We start from the raw sequence: 24,986 nt of genomic DNA on the forward strand, positions 1-24,986 counted from the left end.
AAATCTGGGTCTGGGGCAAGAATGCGTTCCCAGATACAGCGCATGAGCAAGACGACGCACCTGTTTTTTGTCTGGTCGGAACGCTCAGCCACCGTGGTAAAGCAGATGCCGGTAGTTTTGGTGCTAAGGTGCTGCGGCTGTGGCAATTAGGAAGGCACAGTCCGTTTCAAATTTTGGGTTTAGGCACCGGTCTACCGCGGCCTCGGCAATGACTATCTCGGCAGGCTCTAACAGCATTCGCGCTAAGTCTCTCAATTCCTCGGCTTGCACCTGCCCGCTATCGAGCGCTAACACCGCCCAAACATAGGCGTTAAAAGCATCTTCGTCATCAAGTGCCAGCAGTGAATAGGACAGCATATATTGCGCGTCTGCATAGCCACGTTGCGCTGACAATTCAAAATAATGGCGCGCTGTTTCCTCATCAGGAAGTTGCCCCAGGCCTCGATAGTAACTCAAACCTATCATGTAAATGCTCGCAGCGAAATCTTGCTCCGCAGCCCGTTTAAACCACATTAACGCCCTGGCCCAGCTTACCTCAGTACCACGACCCTCTGCGTACATGATCCCGAGATTGTGCTGCGCCTCGGCGAGTCCACCCTCGGCCGCTTCGGCGTACCACTCCATCGCTCTGGTGTAGCTTTGCCCAAGACCTAATCCGTTCTCATACAGATATCCGATATTCGATTTGGCCTGCAGATTACCGTCCTGAGCCATATCGATCCAAGCGCGATACGCAGTCGCATAATGCCCCCGCTGCATTGCCGCCAAACCGGCATTGAAAGTGCTCGACGCATCCTCTGCGCGGATTGTTTGTGAACCCAAAGTTACGATAAGCAGACAGGCTATTGTGAGTCGCTTAATTCCTCTCATCTGCTTTCATCTCCTCTTGTAAGGTCAGCACCGCACCCAGAATATCGCCCTCACTCATACTACCCAATAATTTATTATCACTACTGACTACTGGGATGGCTTCCCCAACGAACTTACGTGCCACTTCCATCGCCTGCTTTAAGCTCTGATCAACAACAAGAATCGACGGGTCTGTATCAATGACTTCGCGCGCCGTTAACCCCGAAGATCGAAGTGCATTGGTTAAGGTTACCACACCCAGCAAGGAATTATGCTCATCCACAATATAGGCTTCGGTATTATTCGTGTCACACAGGCTGGTCACAATGTCCTCACAACGATCTGCCGGCGATAGCCCCTTGACTGGACTAATGGCAAGATCTGCTACTTTGACTTTTCCGAGGATTAGATTTTCACGCCCATGGCGTAAATCAAAACCCCTGAGCAAAAGCTGTCTGTCAAAGTAAGAGTAACAGTAGGTCCTGGTCGATATCAGCGAGCAGATAGCAACCGAAAAAATCGCAGCGACCGCATATTGATACGATTGGGTTAACTCAAACACGATCACCACAATGGCGATTGGGGCACCGACCACACTGCTCGCGACACAGGCCATTCCCACAGTCGTCATTAGTGGCACCACACTCACCGGGTATCCGAGCATGACTGCAATGACCCCGACCACCGTACCGCTGCAAGCGCCAAGGAAAATCGCTGGCGAAAAAACGCCCCCAAACAACCCCATTCCTAAGCAGAGGATGGACGCCACAAATTTAGCGCCAAGAATGATCAAGAGGTAGGTGAGCTCGAAGTGATTCGAGAAGAAAAGATTCACTGTGGCGGTGCCTAAACCAAACACCTCAGGCACTATCGTTCCGATGACTGCCATCATCGATGCTGCCAAAAAAATCGTCAGAGGTTCATTGTTTTGCTTACCTGTCCAACTGACCAGTTTTAAAAGATTAGACATAAATAGAATGGCGATTGCCGCAGACAAGAGTGCCATAGCCAAAAGAAGCGGTATCACCTCGTGCATTGAAAAATCCAGTGGCGCAATGTCGTAAGGTGCACCTCGCTTGAACAGCAGATTGGTTATGGCCGCAGCTGACACCGACGCCACTGCCAGCGGCGCTAGAGCACGCACTGAAAAATGGCGCAGTATGGCTTCGCTGGCAAATATAACGCCTGCAATGGGCGCATTAAACCCGGCCGAAATTGCCGCAGCAACGCCTGCCGCCAGATAGACCTCTGGCTTGATTCGAGTTGGGATCATGGTTCGAATGAAGCTTGCTACCGACGCGCCAAAATGCACTACTGGGCCATACTGCCCAACCGATGCGCCGGCACTGGCTGAAGTGAAAGCAGCGAGAGTTGACAACATGCCAACCCTGGTCTGGAAAGGCTCTTTCGGCACCTGGGCCGAAAGAATAGTATCTGCAGGACCATGCCATCTTGCGATACCGTTGAGTCTTTTTAGCGCTAAGATGACGCCCGCAGCGATAACCAATACCAGCCAGTGCACTGAAAAATTTTGCCACCAGTTTTGCTCGGGCGACACGGGTATTAACTCAAACAGAGTCTTCGCACCGATCACAAACCCGTTAGCGGCAAATGCACCGAGAACACCAATGATAATCCCCAATAAGATGATCAGCAGCAAGTCAAACCACAGCCGGTCCTGATCGCCCTTCGAATCTTGCATTGGAATAGATCCTGTTCAGTGAGGTGTTCCTAATTCTACCCAGACGCTCGAATTCGCGCTACCGCAAATAAACCCTCAGGGCTTATCTGCGGCAGCGAAGAAAAGCCCGAAGGCTTTCTATGACTTTACCGATCTGAAGTTGTGGTAGCTAGGGGGAATGGTCTCCCACGCTAAATTAAGCTCTGAGATAATGAATAGGACTTCTCTCATACGCTGCTCATCATTTTGAGCGTTTGCCCTGATGATGATGCGGATGCAATAGTCATAGAGCTCACTCAGCGTCTCAGCTAAACTACCGCCAGCATCGGTGTCTAAACACTCCTTAAGCCCAAGCAGTATCTGTATTGCCTTATTGACGCATTCTACTTTACCCGCAATGTCTCGGTTAGAACGATGATAGTCCCAAGTATTAAGGAACGAGGTGACTTCTTTAAACAGCATGGCTATAAGCCCGTGGGGGCTCGACCCAACAGCGATCGATTGTTGACTTACTGTGTGATACGCGGTCGATGCTTTCTTTAGTTGGTACATATAACTCCCTCATCACATTGGATTGAATTTAGTATCGGATGAAGAGATAAAATATTGAGTCAGAGACGTGAGGTTTGTAAGAGCAATCGAAACCAGAGGATTTTCAGATATACTGCAAGCCGACATTGACAATGCTCGGTGAACCCTTTCGGATACCAGAAGCGCATGAAATTCGCAGACCCTCGCTGCAGGCTGCGATAACAGAGTGATTATGAGGCAATATATGACACGCCACACACTGCAATACAAGGTATTCAACCTGCTGGAACCAGGTCTGGGTAAGGACAAGCTCAGCAAGGCGATTGATTTTGTGATCATGGGCCTCGTCACAATGACGGTTCTGGCTGTGATTCTCGAGTCAGTCGAGTCGATTGGCGGCCGGTATGGCGCGTTTTTCGCTGACTTCGAGACGATAACCCTGTCCATATTTACCGTCGAGTATTTGCTACGCTTCTGGTGTGCGCCTCTTAAATATCCGGAGATGTCAGCAGGTAAAGCTCGAGTTAAATACTTTTTTAGCTTTTACGGCATGGTCGATTTACTAGCCATCTCGCCGATCATACTCGCACTTGTCTTCCCAAATTTAGACCTAGTTATCGTGAGAATTCTGAGACTGATGCGGTTTGTAAAGATCACTCAGTATAACAACGCCCTGCAGGACTTATTCCAGGCGGTGTATCATGAGAGAAGATCGTTTTTTTCGGCAGCTTATATTTTCGCTCTGGCTTTACTACTGAGTGCTTCCCTCGCTTACTTTGCTGAGAATGAAGCGCAACCAGAAAAGTTCAGCTCCATACCAGAGGCTATGTGGTGGTCAATTATCACATTAACAACCGTCGGATACGGCGATGTATCGCCCGTCACAGCCATGGGGAAAGTCGTTGGGGCGGTAACCGCGTTACTCGGTGTTTGCTCCGTTGCGTTATTAACCGGTATCGTCGCGAACGCCTTTTCAGCTCAGTTGGCGCGAAAGCGCGCGGTATTCGAGAATGCCATTTTGAGAGCCCTACAAGACGGTGTGATTAGCTCGAGTGAGCGGGACTATTTACACAAAATAAGGGATGAGTTTAACTTGACTCGAGAATACGCTGACGCTGTCTTTGAGAAGTACGTAAAAGATTATGGCGATCACAAGATCAAGCAACCAAACATAGACGATTAACCGTTGCTCTGAGACGCTTTGCCCTCGCCGCGGCTTCTAATGGTCCGCGAGTTGAACGTGCGGCTACTCAAAGCCTGCGGTATCGCACTCAAGCTGTTAAAGTTTTTGCGACTTGGTACGATACTACTCATATAATGTTGTCTGTTTCAGATTCTGATCATAGAAGGACTGACTGCAGAAGGCGCCGACTAACTACGAAAAGGAGAAGGGTTATGGCCGACACGACCGTATCAACTGCCACACCCGCTGCGCAGGCAAAGGTAGCTGTACCTCTTGCGCCTCAGAGCAAACCTGCACCAAAAGAAAAAGTCGTTAATAGCGGAGAGCAACTCGCGCAGGCGAAGAAAACCGCCAATGTCACCTTTTCTGAGCTAAAGACCAACTTAGACCAAGCGATCGTTGAACTCAACAAAGCGATGAAACACAAACAAGTCGAAGCCACCATATCCCATGACAAAACGTCGAATCGCTATGTTGTTAGTATCACCGACAAAGCTTCCGGTGAAGTGATTCGTCAAGTCCCTAGTGAAGCCATTCAACAGTTTGCAAGAAATTTAGAGGAACTCAAGGGCGTTCTATTTGACGCGATGCTTTAGGCTTCTGTTAAGCACTTTACGAGTATTAACCGACACTCCCTTGCCAACACATCCGAGCGCAATTCATATTAAACCCAAGTTAGGGCGAATAGCGGCGGACTTGCATTGGTTTAATGCAGGACAAGCAGACCAAACAAAACCAGCGACACAGTGACAACGTCGGCGCTTCAGCTGAACACTGCAGATCAATTATCCTGACCAATGTTGGCAATAGAATCCAATTGCTGCTTAACGTAGTCTCGGGTGCCGTTCAGTGTATTCACAAGATCTTCCATAACACTAAACTGCTTGAGATAACTCTGATAAACCTTTTCCATTCTGAGCTCTATCGCTAGCAATCGGTCCTCGTAAGTCCTCAACTGCTGGGTCGCTGTATCCTCGCGAACAGCAAAAATGCCATCCATTGAATCCATGAGCCCATTAATGACTTCCATAGAATCGAAGGCAAGACCCTGGTCAGCGCCATCATAAGCAGACTGATTGGTCGTGCCGGCAGAGAGCATCGTCACCACATCAGAAAAATTATTCAGTACCACCTCATCATAGGTGGCCTCATTAAAAGATAAGGTGCCGGTTTTTGTTAGCTCAATTCCAAGGTCACGTAATGCCGAGACGTCACCTGAAGGTGTCGATGAATCGGTCGTAACCGCGGCGTAAATAGCGTCTCTGACGCTCCTAACGAATGCCATATCGTTCGACAGAGCGCCTCCTACCTCTTCTTCAGTTGAAGCAGGATCAGAGAGTTCGTTCAGTACTACCTGAACCACGTTGTAGGTCGCAACGAGTTCTTTCAGCTTCTCTTTGAGCGTCGTCGTATCATTTGTAACTTGCAAACTGGTACCGCTGGCTACCGCATTCAGGTTAAGAGTAACGCCCGAGATCGCGTCTGATATGGTATTACTGGTGCGCTCAATACTCATACCATCGACCGTTAGCAGAGCGTTTGCGGCAGACTGTAATTGATTACCGGCGGTGTGAAACCCTAGATCAGGCGTGGACGATATCGTAAAGGCATTGTCCTCACCACTGGGACCCTGCAACACAATCCTGTAGTTCGTGCCCGCGGTGTCGGTATCAATCAGGGTGGCTGTAAACCCAGTACCAGAGGCGTTAATAGCAGCTACAACGCCAGCAGGTGTATCATCGCCAGCGTCCACGCCAATCGTTTGAGTCGAGCCGTTACTGGTTACCGTAATATCGAATGCACTACCGGAATTCAAACTTTCCGTGCTTGAAGTGTATTCACTCGAGCGATTACGCTGCGATGCCGCTAACTGTGTCACATCAATTTGGTGGCTACCCGAGACCGCGCTACCTTGAGTCGAACCAATCGAAACAGCCGGCGTATTGCTGGACACCGCAATGGGCGTCGCTAACTCCTGGGCATCGTTGAGCCCATTGAACTGCTCTGTCAGCAGTTCAACATTGTACTTTAACACTGCATAAGCAGAAATGGCCGCCTCAGTATCGGTCTTGGCACGAGTGACTCTATCTTGCTGAGGCATCATCTCAGCATCGGCTAAATCACGCGCGAGCTTAATGACATCGATCCCCGAACCATTTCCCATATTTAACAGAACGCTTGATGCGACGTCCGAGGTTGCCATGCCTTACTCCAAGTTAAACCAGTTTCAATGTACTCATCGGATGTAGTCGAACAGTGTGAGCTGTGAGATTTTTGCAAAGCTGCTCTGCAGCGCTTCAAGAGCCATCGCTTCCTTAGACAGCTCAGTGACTGCCGAAGCGTAATCTAAATCTTTTTCACCCGAGAGGAGCACCGACAAGCGAACTTGCGCATCCTCGAGAATGAGTTTTTGAGACACGATAGTCGATGCGCGGCCCGCGGTCATAGAAAGGGCAACTGTCGAGGCATCAACCAACTGAGAAACTTCGCCCAAGCGCTCCCGGATGCCACTGCCATTATTGGTGTTCAAATCATACAAAAGATCGTCTAGCACCTGAAAATAGTCGGCCTTCTGAGCCTCCCCCGGTCGAGTGATCGACACGTCGCCTAACTGAACGGAGGTGTTTACGCTACCATCGCCGTCAGCATCGTATGCGCCACCGACAAAAACCACCTTGTAATCACCATACTTTTCAACACTGATTTCGACACTTTGCCAGTCGCCGTCATCATCAGCACTCAGCGTTTGGTTCACAACTGCTTGCATCTCGCCTGTGCGAGCATTGAGCAGATAGGCCATCACATCGACTTGGTCACCACCACCATTCGCCTTAAAATTAAGAGTCACTTTGTCGCCGACGCTTAAGCTTCTGGCTTCACCTGCTGTCACGACAGGACCTCGGATTACACCATAATTATCTAAGCTCGCCGTGGTTGTCATTTCAAGCGATTTTTCGCCCGCTTCGACACCGTCAGCGACCACTTGTGAAGAGAAAGAACTACTGGTAACCGCTGGATTATCAGAGACGGTGTTAAGGGTTGGATAATCGTCATCCACGAGGGACGTAAAACCAGCGACCGCAGCGCCACTCACGAGCTGTACGTTGTTGACAACCCAACCCGATGGTTGCTGCGAGCCAGTATCTGCGCTGGTAAAACTCGAACCGAAGATCGCTGAGCCGCCGTCTCTGTCCACTTGCGAAAATGCGCGAGTGCCGATGGTATTGATCACCATTTTCCGGTTGTCGGTCACATTGACTTCGACCTCGGAATAATCGCCATTATACTGAACGCGGTCGTAGGCATCCTTCACGAACGCTGGTTCAGATGACTGCGAACCGGCGAAGATGTAATTCCCAAAGGAATCTTGCGTATTAGAGAGATTAAACAGCTCGTCTCGCAAGCCTGTGATTTCTGCCGCTACGATGCGCCGGTCAACGGCCGTTAACGTATCTGATGCAGCACTGATAGTCAGCTGATTCACTCGTCGCATGATGTCGCTGACTGAGCGGAGCGCGACTTCTTCGGTAGACAGTCGCGTTTCAACCGCATTCAAGTTGCGAGCAAAAACATCTTGCCTCTCTATCGCCGACGTTAAACGATTGATGCTCGCTGATTTGGAAGGATTGTCGCTGGGATTCACCAACTGACTACCCGATCCGAGCTGAGCTTGTAACTGCGCGACCTTCGCTTGCTGCTGCTGCATCTGGTTAATGCTGTTTCTAAAAAACTGACCCGTTGAAATCTTCACAATAACCCCTACGAAATCCGCATGAGAATATCAAAGGCTTTCTGAGATGCCTGAACCACTTGGGCAGCGGCCTGATACGCTTGCTGGAATCGAATTAAATTGGCCGCCTCGTCGTCTAAGTTAACGCCAGAGGCCTGCTCCCGACTGTTATACGCTTGATCGTAGACCACTTTCAGCGCTTCCTGTCGTAGTTCGCTCATCTCTGACCGTGACCCAACGCCAGTCACCAAATCTAAATACGCTTCAGTGAACGTTTGTCCTGATATAATCGGACGTTTCGACCACTCCATTAGCGCTAACAGATTTTTATTGTTGCCCGCCGGGCTGCTGTTGGCTTCTACAAAAAACTCGTCGCCCTTGCTGGGTTTGGCTTCAAAGCTGATGGATGTGCCCCGATATTCAATCGGTTTACCATATTCAAAGGCTCGCGTGGCGACCACAGTGTCCGTGGCTATATCGGTAATCGTATACACCGACTCTGCCGTGAAGTTTAATTTGTAAGGCGCTGCCGGTAGCTGCTGCTCAGTGTCTTCGGCGGCCGTCATACGGCTATTCGTGATTGAAGCGCCGACCGCCCCGGTTCCAGTCACGAATACTGCCAGCTCCTCATTGAGCGGCTGATCTGAATAGATGCCTGTGTAAAAACCAAGACGTCCCATATCCGATGGTTGACCTGACGCTATCGTTAGGGCCACTTCAGATTGCTCAGCAGATGCGATTGAAAATCTGCCCGTGTAAACGCCGGTGCTGAGGTTGAGAGCTGTTGTCGAGTCTGTGCCTCCAAGCACAATATTCTCTCCGGCATGACCTGCAGCATTGACCAATTTGAAGCTTGAATCAGAGAGCCACTCCGCTCTAACATTTGTATCGTTAGTACTGGCGTTGATGATATCTACCATCTCCGCCATCGTTACGCTTGGGTCGAAGGAGATAGACTCTCCGTTGATCTCGAGCGTTTTGCTGGGGTCTATCTCGTTCACGATGAGAGTGTTGCTGGCCTCGATAGTCACGTCAGATATGCCCAATCGATCGGCTTCGTCGGTCAGCCACTCTTTAACAGTCGCCGCCGAAAGCACCTCTCCATTAGTCAGTGTTAAAGGACCCAGTGCGTTACCATTCAGGCTCAATGTGCCATCAGCAATGTAATCCTCTGAAGCACCCGAAGTGTTTTCGTAGATCGGTATCGCACCTGATGAAATTGCCGCCTCGAACGCCACGCTTTCTGTAATCAGGGACCCGGTAATGGGATCTATTTGATCAACAAGCCTTTCCGTCCTAAATCCGATTGCGCCAAGTCGAATAGCGTTATCAAGGTAGGCGTCTGTCCCCGATTTATTCAAGTAGGCACTGCTATATGCCGCCGTAGTATTAAAGCCCCCATCGCCGGTTTTCAATGCCGTCGCTTCTGCGCTGGTTAGAGAGGTACCCGCTAAATGAGCAGATTCCGCAGTAAATATTTGTATTTTTTGATCACTGTTTGGGCCAATATCAAACAACACCGTTTGCGAGTGACTACCCGCATCTATCTTCAACACAGGACGGTTGTTGCTTGCGCTTAAAACGAAATCCGACTCGCTGGATCTGTTCGGTTTTAACTGACTCAGGCTGATGCCATTCTCAAAGCCCTCGCTGCGAGCGCTCGCCGGAATGTAAGATAATGCGGCGCTCAAGTCAGCAGAATTCGATACCGCGGGTCTGAGGCTCATAGGCTCGGATGCGGCGAGCTCGTATGGGTCATTTAACGTCATTGCAAAGGTTGTAGCAGGTCTGTCACGAGGCGTGATCGTTAGGGTATCACCATCGTTTGCTTGGCCAGAGACGATCAATTGTAGCCCTTTATAAGTAAATGCATTGTCTGCAGATAGTTCCGCCTCTGGATAGACGGTCGCACCTGAGAAAACCAGCCAGCTATCTGAGCTTTCCCTGTACATCACTCTCATGGTGTTGCTTGGCAGCTCTGAGTAGTCGATCACCTCCATCGCTACTGAAATATCGCCAGTTACCGCGTCGGTTGAAATATCATAACTCGGTGCAATCGAAAATACGTCGCCGCCAAAGGACCCGCGGAGATCCACCCCTTGCCGGTGCGTCTCATTTACGTTGGCAGCAAACTCAACCGCTAGATGATCGAGACCATCTCTTACCACCGCCACGACCTCGCTTCGAAACGCCAGAAGTCCACCCAACTCGCCGCCATTCAAAACGGGTATCGGCTGTTTTTTACCCCTTGGATCGAGCACCAGCTGAACATCGGATGACGGATCCGCAGAATCATTCGCGATTCCTACTCTCTGCGTCCCTCGCGAATCGACAAACACGAAGCCTCTGCCTGGCCCACCGAGATTAACCGATACTTCTCCGTTATCGGATTCATTCACGCCAATAGTGACCAAACTCGCCATCTTTCGTAGGATCAGATCTCGCTGGTCCATCAACTGCGGGGGCTGCTTGGTCACATCTGACTTGCGCCCCAATTGCTTGTTGACCGCTAACAACTGATCCGCTAAACCATTGATCTGAGACACCGTCGAATTCACTTTTGCTTTGGACTCAGCTGCGACTGAATCGACCTGTGCAGACAACGTGTTGAAACGCGACGCCAATTCACTGCCACTGTTCAACACTTCGTTTCTTAGCGGAATTGAGGCGGGCTCGACACTAAGCAGTTGGTTAGCATTAAAAAAAGCATCTATTGCGTTCGCTAGATTAGAGGTCTCGGAACCCATAATGTCGACGATCCGCTGTGTGTACTCAATGAATGGAGTCGTCGCATCTAAATCACTGGCACTATCACGCAACGACCGCTCTACAAACTCGTCGTAGGAGCGCTGAACGCTCCCGGTAAAGGCCCCTGTACCCAAGTAGTAATTGGCAATCTGGGTTGGATACGACTCCGTGATCTTCACTTCCTGCTTGGAATAACCCTCGGTATTCACATTCGAGATATTATTACTGGTCGTGGCTATGGCTTGACGATACACATTGATCGCGCTCGCTCCGATCGATAGAAAATCGCTCATTTAATAAATGCCTTTACCAATGACATGGTCGGTTTCATCCCTACCCCTCTGTACGCCTCAATACCCTTGGCATCAGCCTTGCCACCACCCATATTGTTCTCCATTGCTCTTTGCATCCAATCCCCAACCCCCAACGAGCCGGTCTTGGCCATCTGAACAGACAGCTCCTCATCGAACATCTGCTCGTAAACCTTGGACTCGCTCGACGACATAAGATCGCTTTTCAAGACATCGCCGGCTTCCCGCATAGATTTCAGCATCATCTGCATGAAATAGGCTTCAAATTGCTGCCCTACCTCTCCTACCGCTGCTGACGCATCTGTCCTCGCCTTTGTACGCAGTGTCGCGAGACCCGAAAAATCGCTGTAAGAACTGATACTACCCTCCATTCACATCACCAAAATATCGGCGTGGAGGCTGCCAGCCATCTTAAGAGCCTCCAGGATGGCAATCAAAGAAGACGTCGATGCGCCCGCTGCATTCACCGCCGATACGACCTCTTTTAAGTCTACACCGGGTTCAAAAACGACCGCTTCTCCTTCGGTATCGACTGCGATACCGGCATTTTGTACGCCTACGGTAACCCCGTCAGAGAACGGTTCCGGCTGCGACACGGTATTCAAGGTCTGGATTCTGACCGAAATGCTACCATGCGATACCGCAGCCGCTTTAACTGCAACGTTTTGATTGATAACGACCGTGCCCGTGCGGGAATTTACCACGATGCGTGCTTCAGGATCGGAGGGATCCACTTCTAGATTCTCGATCATGCTCACAAACTTAACTCGCTGAGACGTGTCAGATGGGGCGTTGACTGCGAGAGAGACGCCATCCAGAGAAAACGCTGTGCCCTCACCGTATTCCTCATTGATCGCCGTTGTTATCGCATCAGTGGTGCCAAAATCTTTGGCATGAACATTAAAAACTAAATACTCACTAGTACCAAACGGGGTATCGACTTCTCTCTCGATAATAGCGCCCCGAGGAATTCTGCCCGAGGTCGGCACGCCAACCTGGATACTTGTGCCTGCCATTTCTTCGTTTAAACCCGTTACCGTGAGGGAACCTTGGGCAATCGCATAAGTTTGACCGTCAATGCCCCGCAAGCGCGTCATGATCAGTGTTCCGCCGCGCAAACTCTCAGCCACGCCCAACGCCGACACATTGACATCCAGACGCTGCCCAGGCTTCGCAAAGGCAGGCAAATCTGCTGTCACCATGACAGCAGCAACGTTATCAAGCTCTAATGGACGTCCGCGGGACTGCGCCAGATCAAAGTCATCATAAGGGTTTGTAGTGACCCCTAAACTCGACAAAATCGACTTTAAGCTTTGGCCTGTAAATGACACATCTTTGCCATCGCCTGTCCCTTGCAAACCTACAACCAACCCATAGCCGATTAATTGGTTCTCGCGAACGCCGCCGACGGACGCGAGGTCTTTAACTCTCTCGGCATGACTTGGATTTGCCACCAGACTGGTGCAAACAAGAAGGAGCAAAGAAAGGAGTCCTTTGGTGCCGCCGTTTCTTACTTTACTTAAGGTCATAACAAACTCCTTCCATAGATCATCGGTCATAGGGGCCAGAACTTGAACAGCATTGAAGTCAGCCAGCCAGGTTGAGTGCTTGTCGCGAGGTCGCCAGTGCCTTTGTATGCGATCTGCGCATTGGCCAGTCTTTGAGACAACACCGAGTTATCCATTTGAATATCTGTTGAACGAACGATGCCCCGCACCTGTATGAATTCGGACCCTTCCGTCATCGAGAGCTGTTTTTCACCTTGCACAACCAAATTTCCGTTCGGAAGCACCTCTGTAACCATTGCGGTTATGACACCTTCCAAAGATGCGTTTTGGGCAGTACTCCCACCACCTTCCGATTTAACGGTCGCCCCATCGCGTTTTAGATAGGGCAGTGCCTTACCGATAAAGCCAGTTTGCGGAAAAAGCTCACTTGGGCCTCTCGTACCGAGCACATTGTTTTCAGAGACTCGCTCGGTCGACAGATTGGTGTTGCGACTCGCCTGTGTGGTTTCGCTGAGCACGATGGTGACGATGTCACCCACATACCATTCTCGCTGTCCCTCAAACAGTGACAGCCCGCTGCGATTATTCAAAATAGAGCCTGTCGCAGGACCCGTCACTACCGGTTGTAAAGGTCGGATAGGTGCGAATTCGTTGTACCTTTCCAAAGATGGCTTAGACGCGCAACCTACGATCAAGCTCAATCCCGCCAACAACATCCAGTATTTCATAATTCCACTCCGCTCTTTACGGGTATTACAGGTTGTTATTCAAGAAACGTAACATCCCGTCAGCTGCTGAGATCGCCTTCGAGTTCACTTCATAGGCCCGCTGCGTTTCGATCATATTGACCATCTCTTCGACAACGTTGACGTTTGAAGCCTCGAGAGAACCTTGCGTGAGCTCTCCTATCCCCGATATGCCAGGAACGCCAACTTCAACCGGTCCGCTGGCGGTAGTCTCACGGTATAGGTTGCGACCGATGGACTGCAGCCCCGCCTCATTGATAAATCGAGCCAACTGTATCTGCCCAAGAGTCACCTTGCCCGCCCCCGCTTCCAACTCTGCATCAACCGTTCCATCTCGCCCAACAGTCAGACTGGCTGAATTAACTGGAACCGTGATGGCAGGCACCATCAGTTGCCCGCTCGCTGTAATCACTTGACCTTGATCATTAAGCTTGAATGAGCCGTCGCGGGTGTAGGCAAATGTGCCATCCGCCTGTTGAATTTGGAAAAAACCACGCCCAGCAATGGCCAAATCGAGCGCGTTCTCAGTTGATATCATGTTTCCTTGTCGGTGAATCTTTTCGGTGGCGATAATCCGCGTTCCAGTACCTAACATCAATCCGGTGGGAGCGATCGTCTGTGCATCTGCTGAAGCACCGGGTTGTCGAACGTTTTGATACAAAAGATCCTCAAAAACGGCACGATCTTTCTTAAATCCAACCGTGTTCACGTTTGCCAGATTGTTCGCGATAACAGTCATTCGCATCTGTTGCGCGGTCAATCCCGTCTTAGCTACCCATAATGAAGCGTCCATGTCGCTCCTCCTTTAATTAATAGACCCTATGCCATCTTGATCATCGATGAACCCGCTTCATCCAAATCTCTCACTTCTTTGATTAACCGGATTCGGCTCTCGAAACTGCGGTTGTAATCAAGCAGTTGTGTCAGCATCTCTGATACATTTACGCTCGATCCTTCGAGGGCACCCGATAAAATCTCGGGTGGCGTTGGTCCTGATTCAAAATCCCCGCCACTACCCGCTTGAGTCGCGGGCTCAAATAACCCGTCAAGTCGTCTTGCCAAAACCGTCGCACTCGCATCTCTCAACATAAGTCGCCCCACTTCCGCTCCAGGAGCTTCGGGTAACTCAGGATCGTAAGCGACAACTGTTCCGTCCGCACCGATCTCTAAATCCTGCCCTAGAGGCACTGAGATCGGGCTACCAGCATCGTCAACTACGAGCTGCCCAGTACCCAGCTCAAGCTGCCCGATCTCGTTGACTCTTAAATCACCTCTTCGAGTGAAAGCAATTTGTTCATTGCTCGCCTGTACCCCCAACACGGTCTGCGCTTGCATAAAAATATCTAGCTTGCGACCAGTTGATTGCATCGGCCCGGCCCTCAAGGAAATAAAGTCTTCAGAGGCAGCCACGGGCTGATAGGTCGTCTCGAAAGCAGTTGACGCCACTTTTACTGATTCCGTCGCGTGCCGGTAACTTTCTTTGAACCCGACTGTTGACACATTAGCCAACATGTTCGTGGTTTGGGCACGTGCTTGATTCACCTGTTTCACACTTGCCATTGCCGTGTACGCGACTTTCATCCTAAATCCCCTTCAGTCTTATCGACCGCTATTAACTACGCATGTTGATAATGGTTGATGTTAAGGTCGAGCTTGTCTCGATTGCCTTAGCATTCGCTTGGAAATTACGTTGCGCCGTGATTAGGTTGACCAATTCTGCAGTCAAATCGACATTCGAACGCTCGGTAGCACCCGCTCGAATTGTGCCGAAGCCGGCTGAGCCAGGCTCACCCTGCCTTGCCTCTCCCGACTCGGAGCTAGCAACAAAACCGCTGTTACCGACTTGCCGAAGCCCTTTCGGAGTAGCGAAGTTAGCTAATATGATCTTACCCAGCGACTTCTGAGAGCCATTAGAGTAGCTGGCCACCACCAGCCCGTCCTCACCGATATTAACACCTACCAAGTCTCCTTCTGGCGCGCCGTTCTGAGATTGCGATAAGACGGCAAATGGGCTGTTGAACTGCGTACTCGCGGCGTAATCTAGATTAATTTGATTACCAGTAATCTCGCTCGATGCCAAAGTGACCCGATTAACGGGAGACACAAGAGTACCGCTAGTGTTGAAGGTTAACTCACCCTTATCCAAGAAAATTGGGCGCCACTGCGGTATGTCGTTTTCATCAAAGTCTTGCTTATCGGTGGTCTCGATCCAAGTACCATTTCGATCTTGAAAAACGTAAAGCGGCGTCGATGCACCCTGTGTATCTGGATCCAGCTCGATATAAGTGGAAGTCTGCCCGAACGCCGAATCCACGTCTTCAAGACCGAAGTCAGCGGACCCCGCAACCTGAAGAAACGAATCATCGGTCGCCGTGGCACCAGTAAATCGGATGACGCCCAGGTCAAAATCCACTTTTACACCTGACACTTGACGGCCGACGTTATCCGCCATTAGGTTGATTTTTTCCTCGACCATATCGGTAAAGTCACCGATCTGGTAATCACCCAAGTCGAGCTCAATCTGCGCCGATATATTGTCGACAATCACAGTAAGATTTCGATTGTCAGCGGTTACAGAGAAGGGCGCATTGGGATCTACGCCCATCTGATTCCCTATGACGATCGCTGGTGTCGAGGCCGTTCCCCGAACAGCGGGTCTGTTAGCTATCGCAGAGGTTTCGGGATCCACTTTGATCGTATTTTCGGCATCTGATAGCGCGCTGTCATACTCGAGCCCAAATAGCTGCAGACCCAATTCATTAGCACTTTTTGTGACTCCATCCGAAGCAGTCAGGATATTGCGCACCGCGATACTAGAAGCGTCACCCGTGGTACCAGAAGAGATGTTGAATTTACCATCAAAATAGGTGATCTGTATGCCATAGCGCTGATCACGTGCTGGCAAAATCAAATCGCCTTTAGGGACTACATTACCCAAGAGTTTGATGGCAAGATCCCTATCGGCCGGAGGCACACTCGGCACCTCGTCTAATTTAGTGCCAGCAACCTTCCCAGTGGTTCCATCCAACTCTAAATCTATAACCGGAATCCCAAAGGCGCTTTCTGCCGTACTCGATGTTACATGCAGCGTTTCTTCACCAGTTTGAGTAATAGTCAGCCCCTTACGAGCCAAGTTGTAAGCAATTTCTATATCAGTGACGCCAGCAGCGTCTAGCCCAGCGTTTAAAGCGAATACCAGCTCCTCATAACTCACTTGCGGGTCTGTGGTGTCGAACACGACGTTACCAAATGCCTGCTGATCTAGTAAAAGTTGGCCAACATCAAGCTCGATTGTGCTCTCGTCATCAAGACCGTAGTTGCGCGTTAGCTGCATTGTGGTGTTCGAGGATGTACCGTCAGCATTAAAGTAGTCCGACATATCAAACTTTCTGCCGTCTCCAAAACGCTCATTGGCGATTCTTGTAAGTTCTGTGGCAATAGTCTGCCCTGACACTGCCCCCATATTTACCGTACCAGCTAAATGCTCCAAGCCCAAAGAAACGTATGATGAACCATCTACGCTGAGGCTCAGCATATCTCGCAACTCGCTCCGACTCGCCGCTGACAAATCGAAACCGCTTTCCCCTCCTGCCAAGGATAGCTGCTGCCGGGTCGTCTCGTTAGCAGATGAAATAGATACCGTCGCGGGAGTGGACTGAATTGCCTCATCGAGCTTATCGAAAGAGTACTTTCGATATACGGTCCCCTGAGTCACTAAGTACTCCGAGCTATTAGTACTATTTTTCTGCAAAAACTCCAGCTCCGATGCGGTCTTGAGCTCACCATACTTATTCACAAAGAACTGATCGCCGCCGCTATCTGTTGCCTGAATGAGCTCCGAATCCACGCGCTGGCCGTCGAGATAAACATGAGTTTGCCATTTGTTCTCGGGCGTATCCGCCGTGGCGTTCTGAGTCTTCACATAATAAATTGTCGCGAGATGCTGTGAACCCGACGCGCCGTAAACGGTAAGTGAGGTTGTGCGGTGATAAGTCTCAGGCTTATTGGGATTAAAGTTTGCGGTTATCGGCTCGACATTCGACGGCAAATTTAGCCCGAGTTCAACCTCCGTCGTCGCGCGAAATTCGGACACTGTCTGGCGAGGAATCGACAGCGCAGAGGGTGGTTGGCTAAAATCTGCTTTATTGGTGGAGTCAACGGGCAAAGACAGCAGCGCCTGCCCAGCTGAGTTGACCATCTGATTCTGCTCATTGAGCATAAAACTCCCATTACGAGTATATACCCGACTGCCGTCAGACGACTGGAGTGGGAAGAAGCCGTCTCCTGTGATCGCTAAGTCTAGGGAGTTTGAAGAAAATTGAACGAAGCCTTGACTAAACTCTTGGCTAATCTCCTTCAAAGCAACCCCTTGTCCAACTACAGCCGATGCTCTTTGAAGTGGTGAGGTCGCAAAAATGTCGCCGAAGCTAGCAGATGATCGCTTAAACCCCGCTGTTGCGGAGTTAGCGATATTGTTGGAGGTCACCGAAAGTTCGGTGGTTGCAGCATTCAAACCTGTTAATGACGTGTAAAAAGACATGAGATAACCCCTATGAGTTCTTAGTTAGAAATTGTTCGTATGCCATCAAGCGACACGGACGAACCGTCGCGCAACTGAAGGTCAAGTTGTTGATTTGAAGGATTCCAAGTGACACTTGCCACTTCATTCAAAACCGATGTGGGGGTCGCAACAAGTTTTCCGTCAATAATGGCGCTCGCCGTAAATCGATATTCGCCCTTCGGCATTTGATTGCCATTGGCGTCAAGACCGGGCCAGCCGAAACGATGTTCGCCCGCGTCGAGCGCACCGATCTCTTCTCGATATACGAGCGAGCCATCTGACCCGCTGTAGACACTGAGTATCAGTGAATCGGCATCATTCGGGAGTGAAACCATTGTCTCTGTGACACCACCGCCGCCGCCCGATCCAACACCTCCATCGATAGCGACTTTTTTCCCCACAAGAGAAGAGCCCGTGAGAAGCGAATCGGTCCGCAAATTTGACACCAAGGTTTCTAACGATGCCTGCATCCCTTTGATGCCCTCGACCGACGAAAACTGGGCCAGCTGCGCGACAAAAGCCTCGTTCTTCATTGGGTCGAGAGGATTTTGGCTCTTAAGTTGCGCTGTGAACAGCTGAAGAAAGGCATCCCTGTCGAGATCGTCTTCTCCATTGTTGTACACAGCATTGCGTTGCTGCGCCATGTAAGACTCAGTGGTCAGAATATTAGGGGTCAACGCTGTCATCGCTCATTTACTCCTTCAGGCCTTTAAAACTTCAAGTGTTCTGGTCATCAGCTGCTTCGCTGTGTTGATGACCTCTACGTTGTTCTGATAGCTCCTTGCAGCCGCTAGCATTTCAACGACCTCTTCCACCTCTTCCACGTTCGACTGATACACATATCCATCTTCATCTGCCAGTGGATTGCTTGGATCATAGAGCTTGCGATGTGGGGAAGGATCATCTTTCACGCCATCGACCAACAGAGAACCCGCAGGTCGCCTGACATTGCCAATTATCTGATCTTCAAGCACCGTTCGGAAAACAACACGCTTGGCCTTGTAGGCATCTTCAGCGGTTGAGGACACGTTAGACGCATTCGCCATGTTACTTGCCGTGGCGTGCAGCCTAGTCGTTTGGCCCGCAAGTGCACTTCCAGCGATGTCAAAAATGTCTGTTAAACCCATCTCTACTCTCCTTTGAGGGCACGTTTAATGCCACTGATTCTTCTTTGCAGAAACTCGAGAGATGCCCTGTACTCGATAGCTGCCTCACCGTATTTGGCTTGCTCAGCAGAGATTTCGACCGTGTTTCCATCTAAACCCGCGTTGTACGGATTGGTGTAGACCAGTCCATCTTGATTCGACAACGCCGTTTTTAAATGCCGTTTGTGAGTGGTCACGAGACTGCCGAAACCCGCCTGCGCTGCGAGAACCTGTTTAAAGTCAACATCTCGCGCCTTGAACCCAGGGGTATCGGCATTAGCGATATTCTTCGCCAAGACTTGGAGTCTCTGCGACTTTAGTACTAAAGCTTGCTCATGCACCCCAAAAATGCTGTTCATTTTGTCAGACCTAAAAGTTTCACACTCGCATTAGAAGCACGGTTCATGCCATAATCAAAAAAACTCAATTAAACAGTTACTTAATCGTTATAATCGCGACTTTAAAGCGGTAAAATTTCGCCGAAGCGGCAAGTTATTTCCGCTGGCGGCCTCTCTTTTGCCGCTCACATTAGCGCCGCAATTCACAGATCCTCTAAACACTTGAGAAAATTTGCTAAGTAAAGCCCAGCCGCCTTAACATAGGCGACACATAAGGAATGAAGACCGCTATGGCAGACGACTGTGTTAATCGGATTAGGGGGCTATTGACGCTAGTGCTGCTGGTCTTGGCAAGCCCTCATCTGCTGGCGACCCAGCTGGATCAAGTCACCCTCAAAAAAGAACTGGAAGAGCAGTTGATTCGGACTGCAGCAGAGCTTACCGGGGCGAAAGCAAGCAACATCGAGGCCCTCATCTGGGATAACCGGCTGAAGATCATAGACTGTGAAGAGGAATACTTAATTACTTTTCCATTCAGCGATGGCGTCACCGCGAAAGTGGTCTGCCCGGAAAACTCTTGGAGCATTTTTACTCGAATTAAGATCCACAATAGCGAGTTCGGGTTCCGCTATTTGCGAAACCTGTCTGAGGGCGACACGCTATCCCGAGGCGATGTCGAGCGCCAAGCGATTAATCATAAACTTAAAGGCGATATGGTGACTCACATCGCGGACGTTATTGGCCGCAGCCTTAAACGATCCGTAAAGGCAAGTAATGTTGTCATGGTCGAGGATTACGAGGAAATTGGCTTTTCAGGTGCAGCAAAAGACGATGATCGCAGTGCAACCGAAACTTATGTTTTAATCTCTAATGGCTCCATAACACGGGGGCAAAGGCTTTCTCCGGAACTTTTCACCCCTACCATACAAACCGAGCAGGCACCAAAAGACGCCCTGCTTCAAGGCGTTGAGGTAAAGCACCTAGAGACTACGCGTGACCTCACTTCGGGTGAGTATCTCCGCAAATCGAATACTAAGCCAACATTGGCAGTGCGAAAAGGCGAGATTCTGACACTATCAATAGTAAGAGGCATGATCTCAATTACAGCGCAAGTGAGGGCCTCTGAAGGAGGCAAGATTGGAGAGGTCATAGAATTAGAAAATATTGATTCGGGAAATCTTGTTCTCGGCATGGTTGTCGATATCGGGAAGGTTGAACTGCTGAACTAATAAGTCTACTGTGTGCTAAAGTTTCAGGGAGTGATGCCGATAATTACTTCAGTGATGAATCGAGGTGGAGATTATGACAAATATCTCAGATGTAATGAGCAGCTTTTCTAAAGCAGCAATGGGGCAGAAGGTAGATAAGCCTCTTAAACAAGACACGCAGGCGCAGGGCACCATGAGTGATGCTCCGCAACAAGCGGTTGTCAAACATGATCAGGTAGACTTCAGTCCACAAGTCAGCAACATTCTTGAGAATGCGTCGTTCGATAGAGCCAAAGTCGAGGCCATAAAAGAAGCTATTCAGAATGGCAACTATCCTTTAGACGCGCGTAAAATAGCGGAAAGTATGGCTGGGCTTGAGAAACTGATCGGTGGATAAGCAATATTGCTATGGCGTCGCTTAAATCAGACCAGAAGGCCATTAGTGAGGCCTTGCACAAAGCTCAAGCTCTGCGCGATATCCTCGAGCAAGAGTTTACCTTTCTGAAGAACAATGAACTCGACGCTTTCGAAAAAATTCAAGTGAGAAAGAGCGATACACTGAACTACTTGACTGAAAACTCACCTGCGATTTATGAAAAAGTCGAACAGACACTCTACGACAGCCTGATCGAAGCCTTCAAAGTTCAGATGAATGAGTGTAAGTCCCTGCACCTTCGCAACGCGCTGCTCGTCGATCGGAAGCTCGCTTCCACACGCAGCGCGCTGGAACTTTTCAAAACACCACATAATCATAGCTTCGGTGAGACTTATGATAAACTCGGTAAATTGTCAAAGTCATCCAAGGTAAAATAGCCGCGATCTAATGCGGTCCCTTGACCACTGCGGTCTTCTTAAAAAGGCTGCTCTCCACGGATCCAGAACACCCACGACAAGACGATCGCTACCGAATGGTAAAGCTCTTCTGGGATTTCCTCATCGATTTCTACTCCCTCTAGTAACGCCGCCAGTTGAGGATTCTCTATTACTGGAATTTGCAGATCTCTCGCCGCTTCGATCAAAATCTCTACGTCATAGCCCGAGGCTTTTGCCATAACGGTCGGCGCTGCTTTACTGCCATACTCTACCGCGTAGGCTCGATCCGATAATCTTGTACCCGACTCCTTTGCCATCGCTATACCTTAAAGTCTAGGGGTTTCTCTACCGTCTTATTCGGCGGAACACGGTCGTACAGAGCATCTTTAGCGCCATCGTAAAGAGTGATTTCTATACTGCGCAAACCGGCACTTTCTAACTCTCTCTGAAGATCGCCACGAACCTGAGTTGCCACAGTGTGGAGACTCTTGTTGGTCAGCCAAATAGAGACACAAATGCCCACTTCCTTCATCAAAGTTAAGCTCACCCAGATCCGGTCATCCGGGTTTATCTCACTATAAAAATCCACCTGCCAATAGGGTCTAGCGTCTTGAGGCGAAGAGTCTTTGTCACTGTGTGAACGCTCTTTCAAAGCCACAATCATATTGAAGGGGATTTGGTTGACAGAGCCTATACTTTCAAACAGTAATTGACCTTGCTGCAGCGCCCGTGTGCTCACTTCTTGGCGAAGCACAAGACTCTCAAACAATTCTCGAACCCGTGATCGTATATTTTTCCCGAGTGCGTCATCTGAACGTATCAAAACGAGAAGCAGTTTGGCCAGCGGATTCTTTGAGTCTGAAGCGAGAACGCCGTTATTTAAAAGAAAATTCTTTATAACCTCTGCAGAGAGCACCGGCGGAGATGACAGATCAGTCGTTCTGACCCATTCTTTCAGACCCGCTAGCGCCGAGGCACCCTCTCTTGGGGCTGACTCAATCGCATGTCTCAACTGGCCCAGAATCGAGGCCAATTGAGCGCTCTGATAGGTATCAACCTTATTCGCTGCGACCATCTCTGGGGATACGCTTGGTGCCAGCAGCCCAGGCGTCAAGGGAACCAAAATCGCCCCGCCCTGAGTAAAACGAACAAGAAAACTAACGGTTCTACCCTGTATTTTCTTGAAGGTATCCGGCAGTTCAAATCTTCGCTGATTAAAAAAGAAAAACTGTCCTGACTTATCGACTTCTACGACAGTTCGGATTGTCTGATGGTTAAGCAGACCCAATTCCTTAGGCACCGGGTCCAGAAGCTTGAGGCTAGGTACACCATCTGAGAACAGCGGAGTTGGACGTATTGCATAGTTGACCATCTCTGGACCAAGCACGTTTGCAATCGCCTATGGATAGCGAACCCAGTCTCGCGAGCTGGTATCACTCTTGGTCTTTGATCCCGGGAAAATATAGTTTCGGAAATCCTGCTCAGACGGGAGTTGTAAATCCTTTCCTGATAGCAACCAGTTTGGATTGCCTCGCGGGAAGGCGTGCGGATTTAAATCGACGATCACATCACTGATCAACACAGGGTTGACATCTACCCCACGAAACTCGCGTGTAACAATAGAACTCAGCGTGTCGCCTTCCTGGACTTTGTAGATGCCATCCACCGCTACTGACCCCTTTTGGGCCGCCTTCATCACCCTGCCGATATCACCTACAAACGCACTGAGACGAGCTATATCACCCTCGCTTAGGGTTTCATTTTTTGGCTCTTGGGCCACCACCGCAATGGGCAGGCATAACCCTATCAACAGGAAACATTTTAGTATTGTATTCACAAATCACCTTTCCATGTCATAACAGACTCGCTTCTTCATAGCAGCGTAGCAAAAATATCTCCAGCAACACCCTTATCTTTTAACAACGTTTTACTAGCGGGGGGAGAGAGTAGCTCAGCAACTGCCACACCACTTTTAACGCTTTTGACTCTCGCAAGATATAAAGATTCAAAATTTATGCTATTGAGCTGACCGTCAATCAGTAACTCACGCTGTCCAACCAAAAGCCAATCGCCTTCGTTAACGCCATCTTCACGCCCACCTTGAACTTGAAACTCGTCCTGGCCATAATTTTTAACGTGAAAAACTCTCGGAAGGCACTGACTTGCATCTAGTGCACGATCGATTTCAGCAAGTGTCCTTCGCAACTTAGAAGTGAGATTTGTATCGACTGCGACCTCGCCAGACTCATAAGACACGGTTGGTGTCGACGCGAGGTAGACCTGCTGCCTCACCAAGTCAGTCGACCTGATCACATCCGCGAAAACGATCTCGATGGTATACTCGTATTTCGGAGGGGTGGGACGCAACTGCTGGTTAAATAGTTCGCTGAGCCCCCCTGAGAAAGATCGGCGTGCCCCTTGATACATTCGCGAACCCCAGGAGTTCGGGCTGATAGCCACTGAAACACTGACTCTGTAATCGGCGCTGTGTCCCGAGGGAGCTCTTAACAATACTTTTTGATACTGCGAAGCAGAGACGTCTATTAACTCACTCTCAGACGCCCTCACCACGCGCATGCCCCGCTCAATCAAGGCCGCTTGCATGCTGCTTGCGACCAGTTCTTCAACAGGAGCAATCACGTGCCTGAGGCTTGCTCCCTCAGTTCTAATGCCTGGTGAATTAATCGACAAACTCACGCTTCTGGGGAGCGGCGCCGAGTTCGCCATCGACCAGACGCCACAAACATCTTCAATCCCAACCGAACCCCAAGACTGATCTGCCCCAGCCCGCATCTCGTCTATGAAAGTTTGAATCTGAATCCCGTTAACCGATTGTTTAGCGCGGTAAAGAGTCGACTGATGTAAAGCACCTTTCTCATCGATATAGGACAAACCTTTGACGACAGCACCTTTCTCAAATGCGACCTCCATCAACTTTGCTTTAAAACCCTCCAGCAAAGCCTTCGCTTCCATCTCTGCCGCTATTGACTCGGAACTCCTGGCATCAAAACTGAGACCTACCAAAAGTGCAGAGACGACTGGAAGCAAAGTGTGCCTTAAATGCATAGCGACTTTACTCGGTGGGTCTAAAAGCAACTTGGTTCAAGTAAAGCAGACGCAAATCATTTACCAAAGCTTTGTCCAAAGCCATTGTTACTTCATACGTTTCGGTACCAACCGGCTCAATACGAACGACCGTGGCACCGTAGATAACACCTTCAACTCGGCTACGAAATGTATCACTCTTCACTGCCATTTGAGATACCGTGACGGTTGAATCGAGGTATTGGCCGTAAACCTGCTCGGTCAGCGACCGATAAGCATCAAGTTTGGCAGCTCTGATGGCAAGCAATCGTCTCTGGGCAGCCATGTCCGAATCCTGAATGTCAATTACGGCATAACCCGTTGCCATCAAGGTGTCTCGCTTCTCTACGATCGGCCGAAGAACAGAATCAAACCCGTTTGGTGAGGTGGTCGTGCAGCCACTGACCAACGCCAAAACACATACCAAAGCGCTTAACTTTCTCATACCACCCATTTGACGCTCCTTATGTAAAAAACTTTACCATCTCTGGTTAAGTATCGTACCTAACTCATAAATCTTTATCAAAAATACTTTGACTAATGCTCGCAA

At 49.7% G+C, this 24,986-nt stretch carries 25 protein-coding genes; 5 read left to right on the forward strand and 20 right to left on the reverse strand.

Annotation, left to right across the window (positions count from 1 at the left end; all coding sequences use genetic code 11):
- Nucleotides 1–123: 123 nt before the first annotated feature.
- The 3 genes from EYZ66_RS12540 to fliS all read right to left on the reverse strand — a co-directional run bounded on the left by EYZ66_RS12540 (nt 124) and on the right by fliS (nt 3,082).
- Complete coding sequence (locus EYZ66_RS12540; protein ID WP_009576023.1) at nt 124–870, reverse strand: tetratricopeptide repeat protein; 747 nt, start codon at nt 868–870, stop codon at nt 124–126.
- Nucleotides 857–2,551: a chloride channel protein gene (locus tag EYZ66_RS12545; protein ID WP_009576022.1), complete on the reverse strand. Its 1,695-nt coding sequence runs from the start codon at nt 2,549–2,551 to the stop codon at nt 857–859. The genes EYZ66_RS12540 and EYZ66_RS12545 overlap by 14 nt, the downstream gene beginning before the upstream one ends.
- Before the next feature lie 117 nt (nt 2,552–2,668).
- A complete protein-coding gene (gene fliS, locus EYZ66_RS12550; protein WP_040816770.1) occupies nt 2,669–3,082 on the reverse strand; it encodes a flagellar export chaperone FliS in 414 nt (137 codons plus the stop codon).
- 223 nt (nt 3,083–3,305) lie between these two features.
- Here fliS and EYZ66_RS12555 point away from each other — a divergent pair, with 223 nt between their 5' ends.
- Both EYZ66_RS12555 and EYZ66_RS12560 read left to right on the forward strand, forming a co-directional pair.
- Complete coding sequence (locus EYZ66_RS12555) at nt 3,306–4,244, forward strand: ion transporter (protein WP_160195693.1); 939 nt, start codon at nt 3,306–3,308, stop codon at nt 4,242–4,244.
- Between the two features lie 212 nt (nt 4,245–4,456).
- On the forward strand, nt 4,457–4,840 hold the full coding sequence (locus EYZ66_RS12560) for a flagellar protein FlaG (protein WP_009576019.1): 384 nt from the start codon (nt 4,457–4,459) through the stop codon (nt 4,838–4,840).
- Nucleotides 4,841–5,025: 185 nt separating this feature from the next.
- On the opposite strand, the gene fliD is transcribed toward EYZ66_RS12560, so the two are convergent.
- From fliD to flgB, 12 genes are read right to left on the reverse strand one after another with little or no spacing between them, the layout of a single operon-like run.
- Nucleotides 5,026–6,447, reverse strand: coding sequence for a flagellar filament capping protein FliD (gene fliD, locus EYZ66_RS12565; protein ID WP_009576018.1), 1,422 nt, complete (start codon nt 6,445–6,447; stop codon nt 5,026–5,028).
- Between the two features lie 33 nt (nt 6,448–6,480).
- Nucleotides 6,481–7,995: a flagellar hook-associated protein FlgL gene (flgL, locus tag EYZ66_RS12570; protein WP_009576017.1), complete on the reverse strand. Its 1,515-nt coding sequence runs from the start codon at nt 7,993–7,995 to the stop codon at nt 6,481–6,483.
- 8 nt (nt 7,996–8,003) lie between these two features.
- On the reverse strand, nt 8,004–11,015 hold the full coding sequence (flgK, locus tag EYZ66_RS12575; protein ID WP_009576016.1) for a flagellar hook-associated protein FlgK: 3,012 nt from the start codon (nt 11,013–11,015) through the stop codon (nt 8,004–8,006).
- Entirely contained in the window at nt 11,012–11,404 is a 393-nt protein-coding gene (locus EYZ66_RS12580) for a rod-binding protein (RefSeq protein WP_160195694.1), read from the reverse strand. Before EYZ66_RS12580 ends, flgK begins: the two co-directional genes overlap by 4 nt.
- Nucleotides 11,405–12,562, reverse strand: coding sequence for a flagellar basal body P-ring protein FlgI (locus EYZ66_RS12585; RefSeq protein ID WP_160195695.1), 1,158 nt, complete (start codon nt 12,560–12,562; stop codon nt 11,405–11,407).
- A 26-nt stretch (nt 12,563–12,588) separates the two neighbouring features.
- Entirely contained in the window at nt 12,589–13,269 is a 681-nt protein-coding gene (locus tag EYZ66_RS12590) for a flagellar basal body L-ring protein FlgH (protein WP_009577233.1), read from the reverse strand.
- Nucleotides 13,270–13,294: 25 nt separating this feature from the next.
- A complete protein-coding gene (gene flgG / locus EYZ66_RS12595) occupies nt 13,295–14,080 on the reverse strand; it encodes a flagellar basal-body rod protein FlgG (protein WP_009577234.1) in 786 nt (261 codons plus the stop codon).
- 26 nt (nt 14,081–14,106) lie between these two features.
- On the reverse strand, nt 14,107–14,868 hold the full coding sequence (locus EYZ66_RS12600; RefSeq protein ID WP_009577235.1) for a flagellar basal body rod C-terminal domain-containing protein: 762 nt from the start codon (nt 14,866–14,868) through the stop codon (nt 14,107–14,109).
- A 31-nt stretch (nt 14,869–14,899) separates the two neighbouring features.
- Complete coding sequence (locus EYZ66_RS12605) at nt 14,900–17,827, reverse strand: flagellar hook-basal body complex protein (RefSeq protein WP_160195696.1); 2,928 nt, start codon at nt 17,825–17,827, stop codon at nt 14,900–14,902.
- A gap of 20 nt (nt 17,828–17,847) precedes the next feature.
- Nucleotides 17,848–18,534, reverse strand: coding sequence for a flagellar hook assembly protein FlgD (locus EYZ66_RS12610; protein ID WP_009577237.1), 687 nt, complete (start codon nt 18,532–18,534; stop codon nt 17,848–17,850).
- Between the two features lie 15 nt (nt 18,535–18,549).
- Nucleotides 18,550–18,975, reverse strand: a complete 426-nt coding sequence (gene flgC / locus EYZ66_RS12615) for a flagellar basal body rod protein FlgC (protein ID WP_009577238.1) — start codon at nt 18,973–18,975, stop codon at nt 18,550–18,552.
- Between the two features lie 2 nt (nt 18,976–18,977).
- Complete coding sequence (flgB, locus tag EYZ66_RS12620) at nt 18,978–19,352, reverse strand: flagellar basal body rod protein FlgB (protein WP_009577239.1); 375 nt, start codon at nt 19,350–19,352, stop codon at nt 18,978–18,980.
- A gap of 314 nt (nt 19,353–19,666) precedes the next feature.
- Here flgB and flgA point away from each other — a divergent pair, with 314 nt between their 5' ends.
- The 3 genes from flgA to flgN all read left to right on the forward strand — a co-directional run bounded on the left by flgA (nt 19,667) and on the right by flgN (nt 21,352).
- Complete coding sequence (gene flgA / locus EYZ66_RS12625) at nt 19,667–20,560, forward strand: flagellar basal body P-ring formation chaperone FlgA (RefSeq protein ID WP_235714750.1); 894 nt, start codon at nt 19,667–19,669, stop codon at nt 20,558–20,560.
- Between the two features lie 73 nt (nt 20,561–20,633).
- Nucleotides 20,634–20,936, forward strand: coding sequence for a flagellar biosynthesis anti-sigma factor FlgM (flgM, locus tag EYZ66_RS12630; protein ID WP_009577241.1), 303 nt, complete (start codon nt 20,634–20,636; stop codon nt 20,934–20,936).
- A gap of 11 nt (nt 20,937–20,947) precedes the next feature.
- Entirely contained in the window at nt 20,948–21,352 is a 405-nt protein-coding gene (gene flgN, locus EYZ66_RS12635; protein ID WP_009577242.1) for a flagellar export chaperone FlgN, read from the forward strand.
- A gap of 38 nt (nt 21,353–21,390) precedes the next feature.
- Here the strand turns inward: flgN and EYZ66_RS12640 are convergent, their stop codons facing one another.
- From EYZ66_RS12640 to EYZ66_RS12660, 5 genes are all read right to left on the reverse strand, one after another.
- Nucleotides 21,391–21,669, reverse strand: coding sequence for an EscU/YscU/HrcU family type III secretion system export apparatus switch protein (locus EYZ66_RS12640; protein ID WP_009577243.1), 279 nt, complete (start codon nt 21,667–21,669; stop codon nt 21,391–21,393).
- A gap of 2 nt (nt 21,670–21,671) precedes the next feature.
- The gene (locus EYZ66_RS12645) at nt 21,672–22,739 is read right to left on the reverse strand and encodes a hypothetical protein (RefSeq protein ID WP_009577244.1); all 1,068 of its coding nucleotides are present in this window, start codon (nt 22,737–22,739) and stop codon (nt 21,672–21,674) included.
- A gap of 12 nt (nt 22,740–22,751) precedes the next feature.
- Complete coding sequence (locus EYZ66_RS12650) at nt 22,752–23,189, reverse strand: type IV pilus assembly protein FimV (protein WP_160195697.1); 438 nt, start codon at nt 23,187–23,189, stop codon at nt 22,752–22,754.
- A 35-nt stretch (nt 23,190–23,224) separates the two neighbouring features.
- Nucleotides 23,225–24,325: a hypothetical protein gene (locus tag EYZ66_RS12655; protein WP_040816648.1), complete on the reverse strand. Its 1,101-nt coding sequence runs from the start codon at nt 24,323–24,325 to the stop codon at nt 23,225–23,227.
- A 100-nt stretch (nt 24,326–24,425) separates the two neighbouring features.
- Nucleotides 24,426–24,890, reverse strand: coding sequence for an LPP20 family lipoprotein (locus EYZ66_RS12660; protein ID WP_009575817.1), 465 nt, complete (start codon nt 24,888–24,890; stop codon nt 24,426–24,428).
- Between the last annotated feature and the right edge of the window lie 96 nt (nt 24,891–24,986).

Origin of the sequence: Aequoribacter fuscus (genome assembly GCF_009910365.1) — a bacterium.
In the GTDB taxonomy this organism is placed as follows: domain Bacteria; phylum Pseudomonadota; class Gammaproteobacteria; order Pseudomonadales; family Halieaceae; genus Aequoribacter; species Aequoribacter fuscus.

Bases quoted from the DNA above. Each gene is read 5' to 3' on its own strand.
- EYZ66_RS12640 (WP_009577243.1), bottom strand. From the start codon at position 21,669: ATGGCAAAGGAGTCGGGTACAAGATTATCGGATCGAGCCTACGCGGTA.
- EYZ66_RS12580 (WP_160195694.1), bottom strand. From the start codon at position 11,404: ATGGAGGGTAGTATCAGTTCTTACAGCGATTTTTCGGGTCTCGCGACA.
- EYZ66_RS12590 (WP_009577233.1), bottom strand. From the start codon at position 13,269: ATGAAATACTGGATGTTGTTGGCGGGATTGAGCTTGATCGTAGGTTGC.
- flgG (WP_009577234.1), bottom strand. From the start codon at position 14,080: ATGGACGCTTCATTATGGGTAGCTAAGACGGGATTGACCGCGCAACAG.
- EYZ66_RS12655 (WP_040816648.1), bottom strand. From the start codon at position 24,325: ATGGAAGCGAAGGCTTTGCTGGAGGGTTTTAAAGCAAAGTTGATGGAG.
- flgK (WP_009576016.1), bottom strand. From the start codon at position 11,015: ATGAGCGATTTTCTATCGATCGGAGCGAGCGCGATCAATGTGTATCGT.
- flgC (WP_009577238.1), bottom strand. From the start codon at position 18,975: ATGGGTTTAACAGACATTTTTGACATCGCTGGAAGTGCACTTGCGGGC.
- EYZ66_RS12600 (WP_009577235.1), bottom strand. From the start codon at position 14,868: ATGAAAGTCGCGTACACGGCAATGGCAAGTGTGAAACAGGTGAATCAA.
- flgN (WP_009577242.1), top strand. From the start codon at position 20,948: ATGGCGTCGCTTAAATCAGACCAGAAGGCCATTAGTGAGGCCTTGCAC.
- fliS (WP_040816770.1), bottom strand. From the start codon at position 3,082: ATGTACCAACTAAAGAAAGCATCGACCGCGTATCACACAGTAAGTCAA.
- flgB (WP_009577239.1), bottom strand. From the start codon at position 19,352: ATGAACAGCATTTTTGGGGTGCATGAGCAAGCTTTAGTACTAAAGTCG.
- EYZ66_RS12540 (WP_009576023.1), bottom strand. From the start codon at position 870: ATGAGAGGAATTAAGCGACTCACAATAGCCTGTCTGCTTATCGTAACT.
- EYZ66_RS12610 (WP_009577237.1), bottom strand. From the start codon at position 18,534: ATGACAGCGTTGACCCCTAATATTCTGACCACTGAGTCTTACATGGCG.
- flgM (WP_009577241.1), top strand. From the start codon at position 20,634: ATGACAAATATCTCAGATGTAATGAGCAGCTTTTCTAAAGCAGCAATG.
- EYZ66_RS12605 (WP_160195696.1), bottom strand. From the start codon at position 17,827: ATGTCTTTTTACACGTCATTAACAGGTTTGAATGCTGCAACCACCGAA.
- EYZ66_RS12660 (WP_009575817.1), bottom strand. From the start codon at position 24,890: ATGGGTGGTATGAGAAAGTTAAGCGCTTTGGTATGTGTTTTGGCGTTG.
- fliD (WP_009576018.1), bottom strand. From the start codon at position 6,447: ATGGCAACCTCGGACGTCGCATCAAGCGTTCTGTTAAATATGGGAAAT.
- EYZ66_RS12545 (WP_009576022.1), bottom strand. From the start codon at position 2,551: ATGCAAGATTCGAAGGGCGATCAGGACCGGCTGTGGTTTGACTTGCTG.
- EYZ66_RS12585 (WP_160195695.1), bottom strand. From the start codon at position 12,562: ATGACCTTAAGTAAAGTAAGAAACGGCGGCACCAAAGGACTCCTTTCT.
- EYZ66_RS12555 (WP_160195693.1), top strand. From the start codon at position 3,306: ATGACACGCCACACACTGCAATACAAGGTATTCAACCTGCTGGAACCA.
- EYZ66_RS12560 (WP_009576019.1), top strand. From the start codon at position 4,457: ATGGCCGACACGACCGTATCAACTGCCACACCCGCTGCGCAGGCAAAG.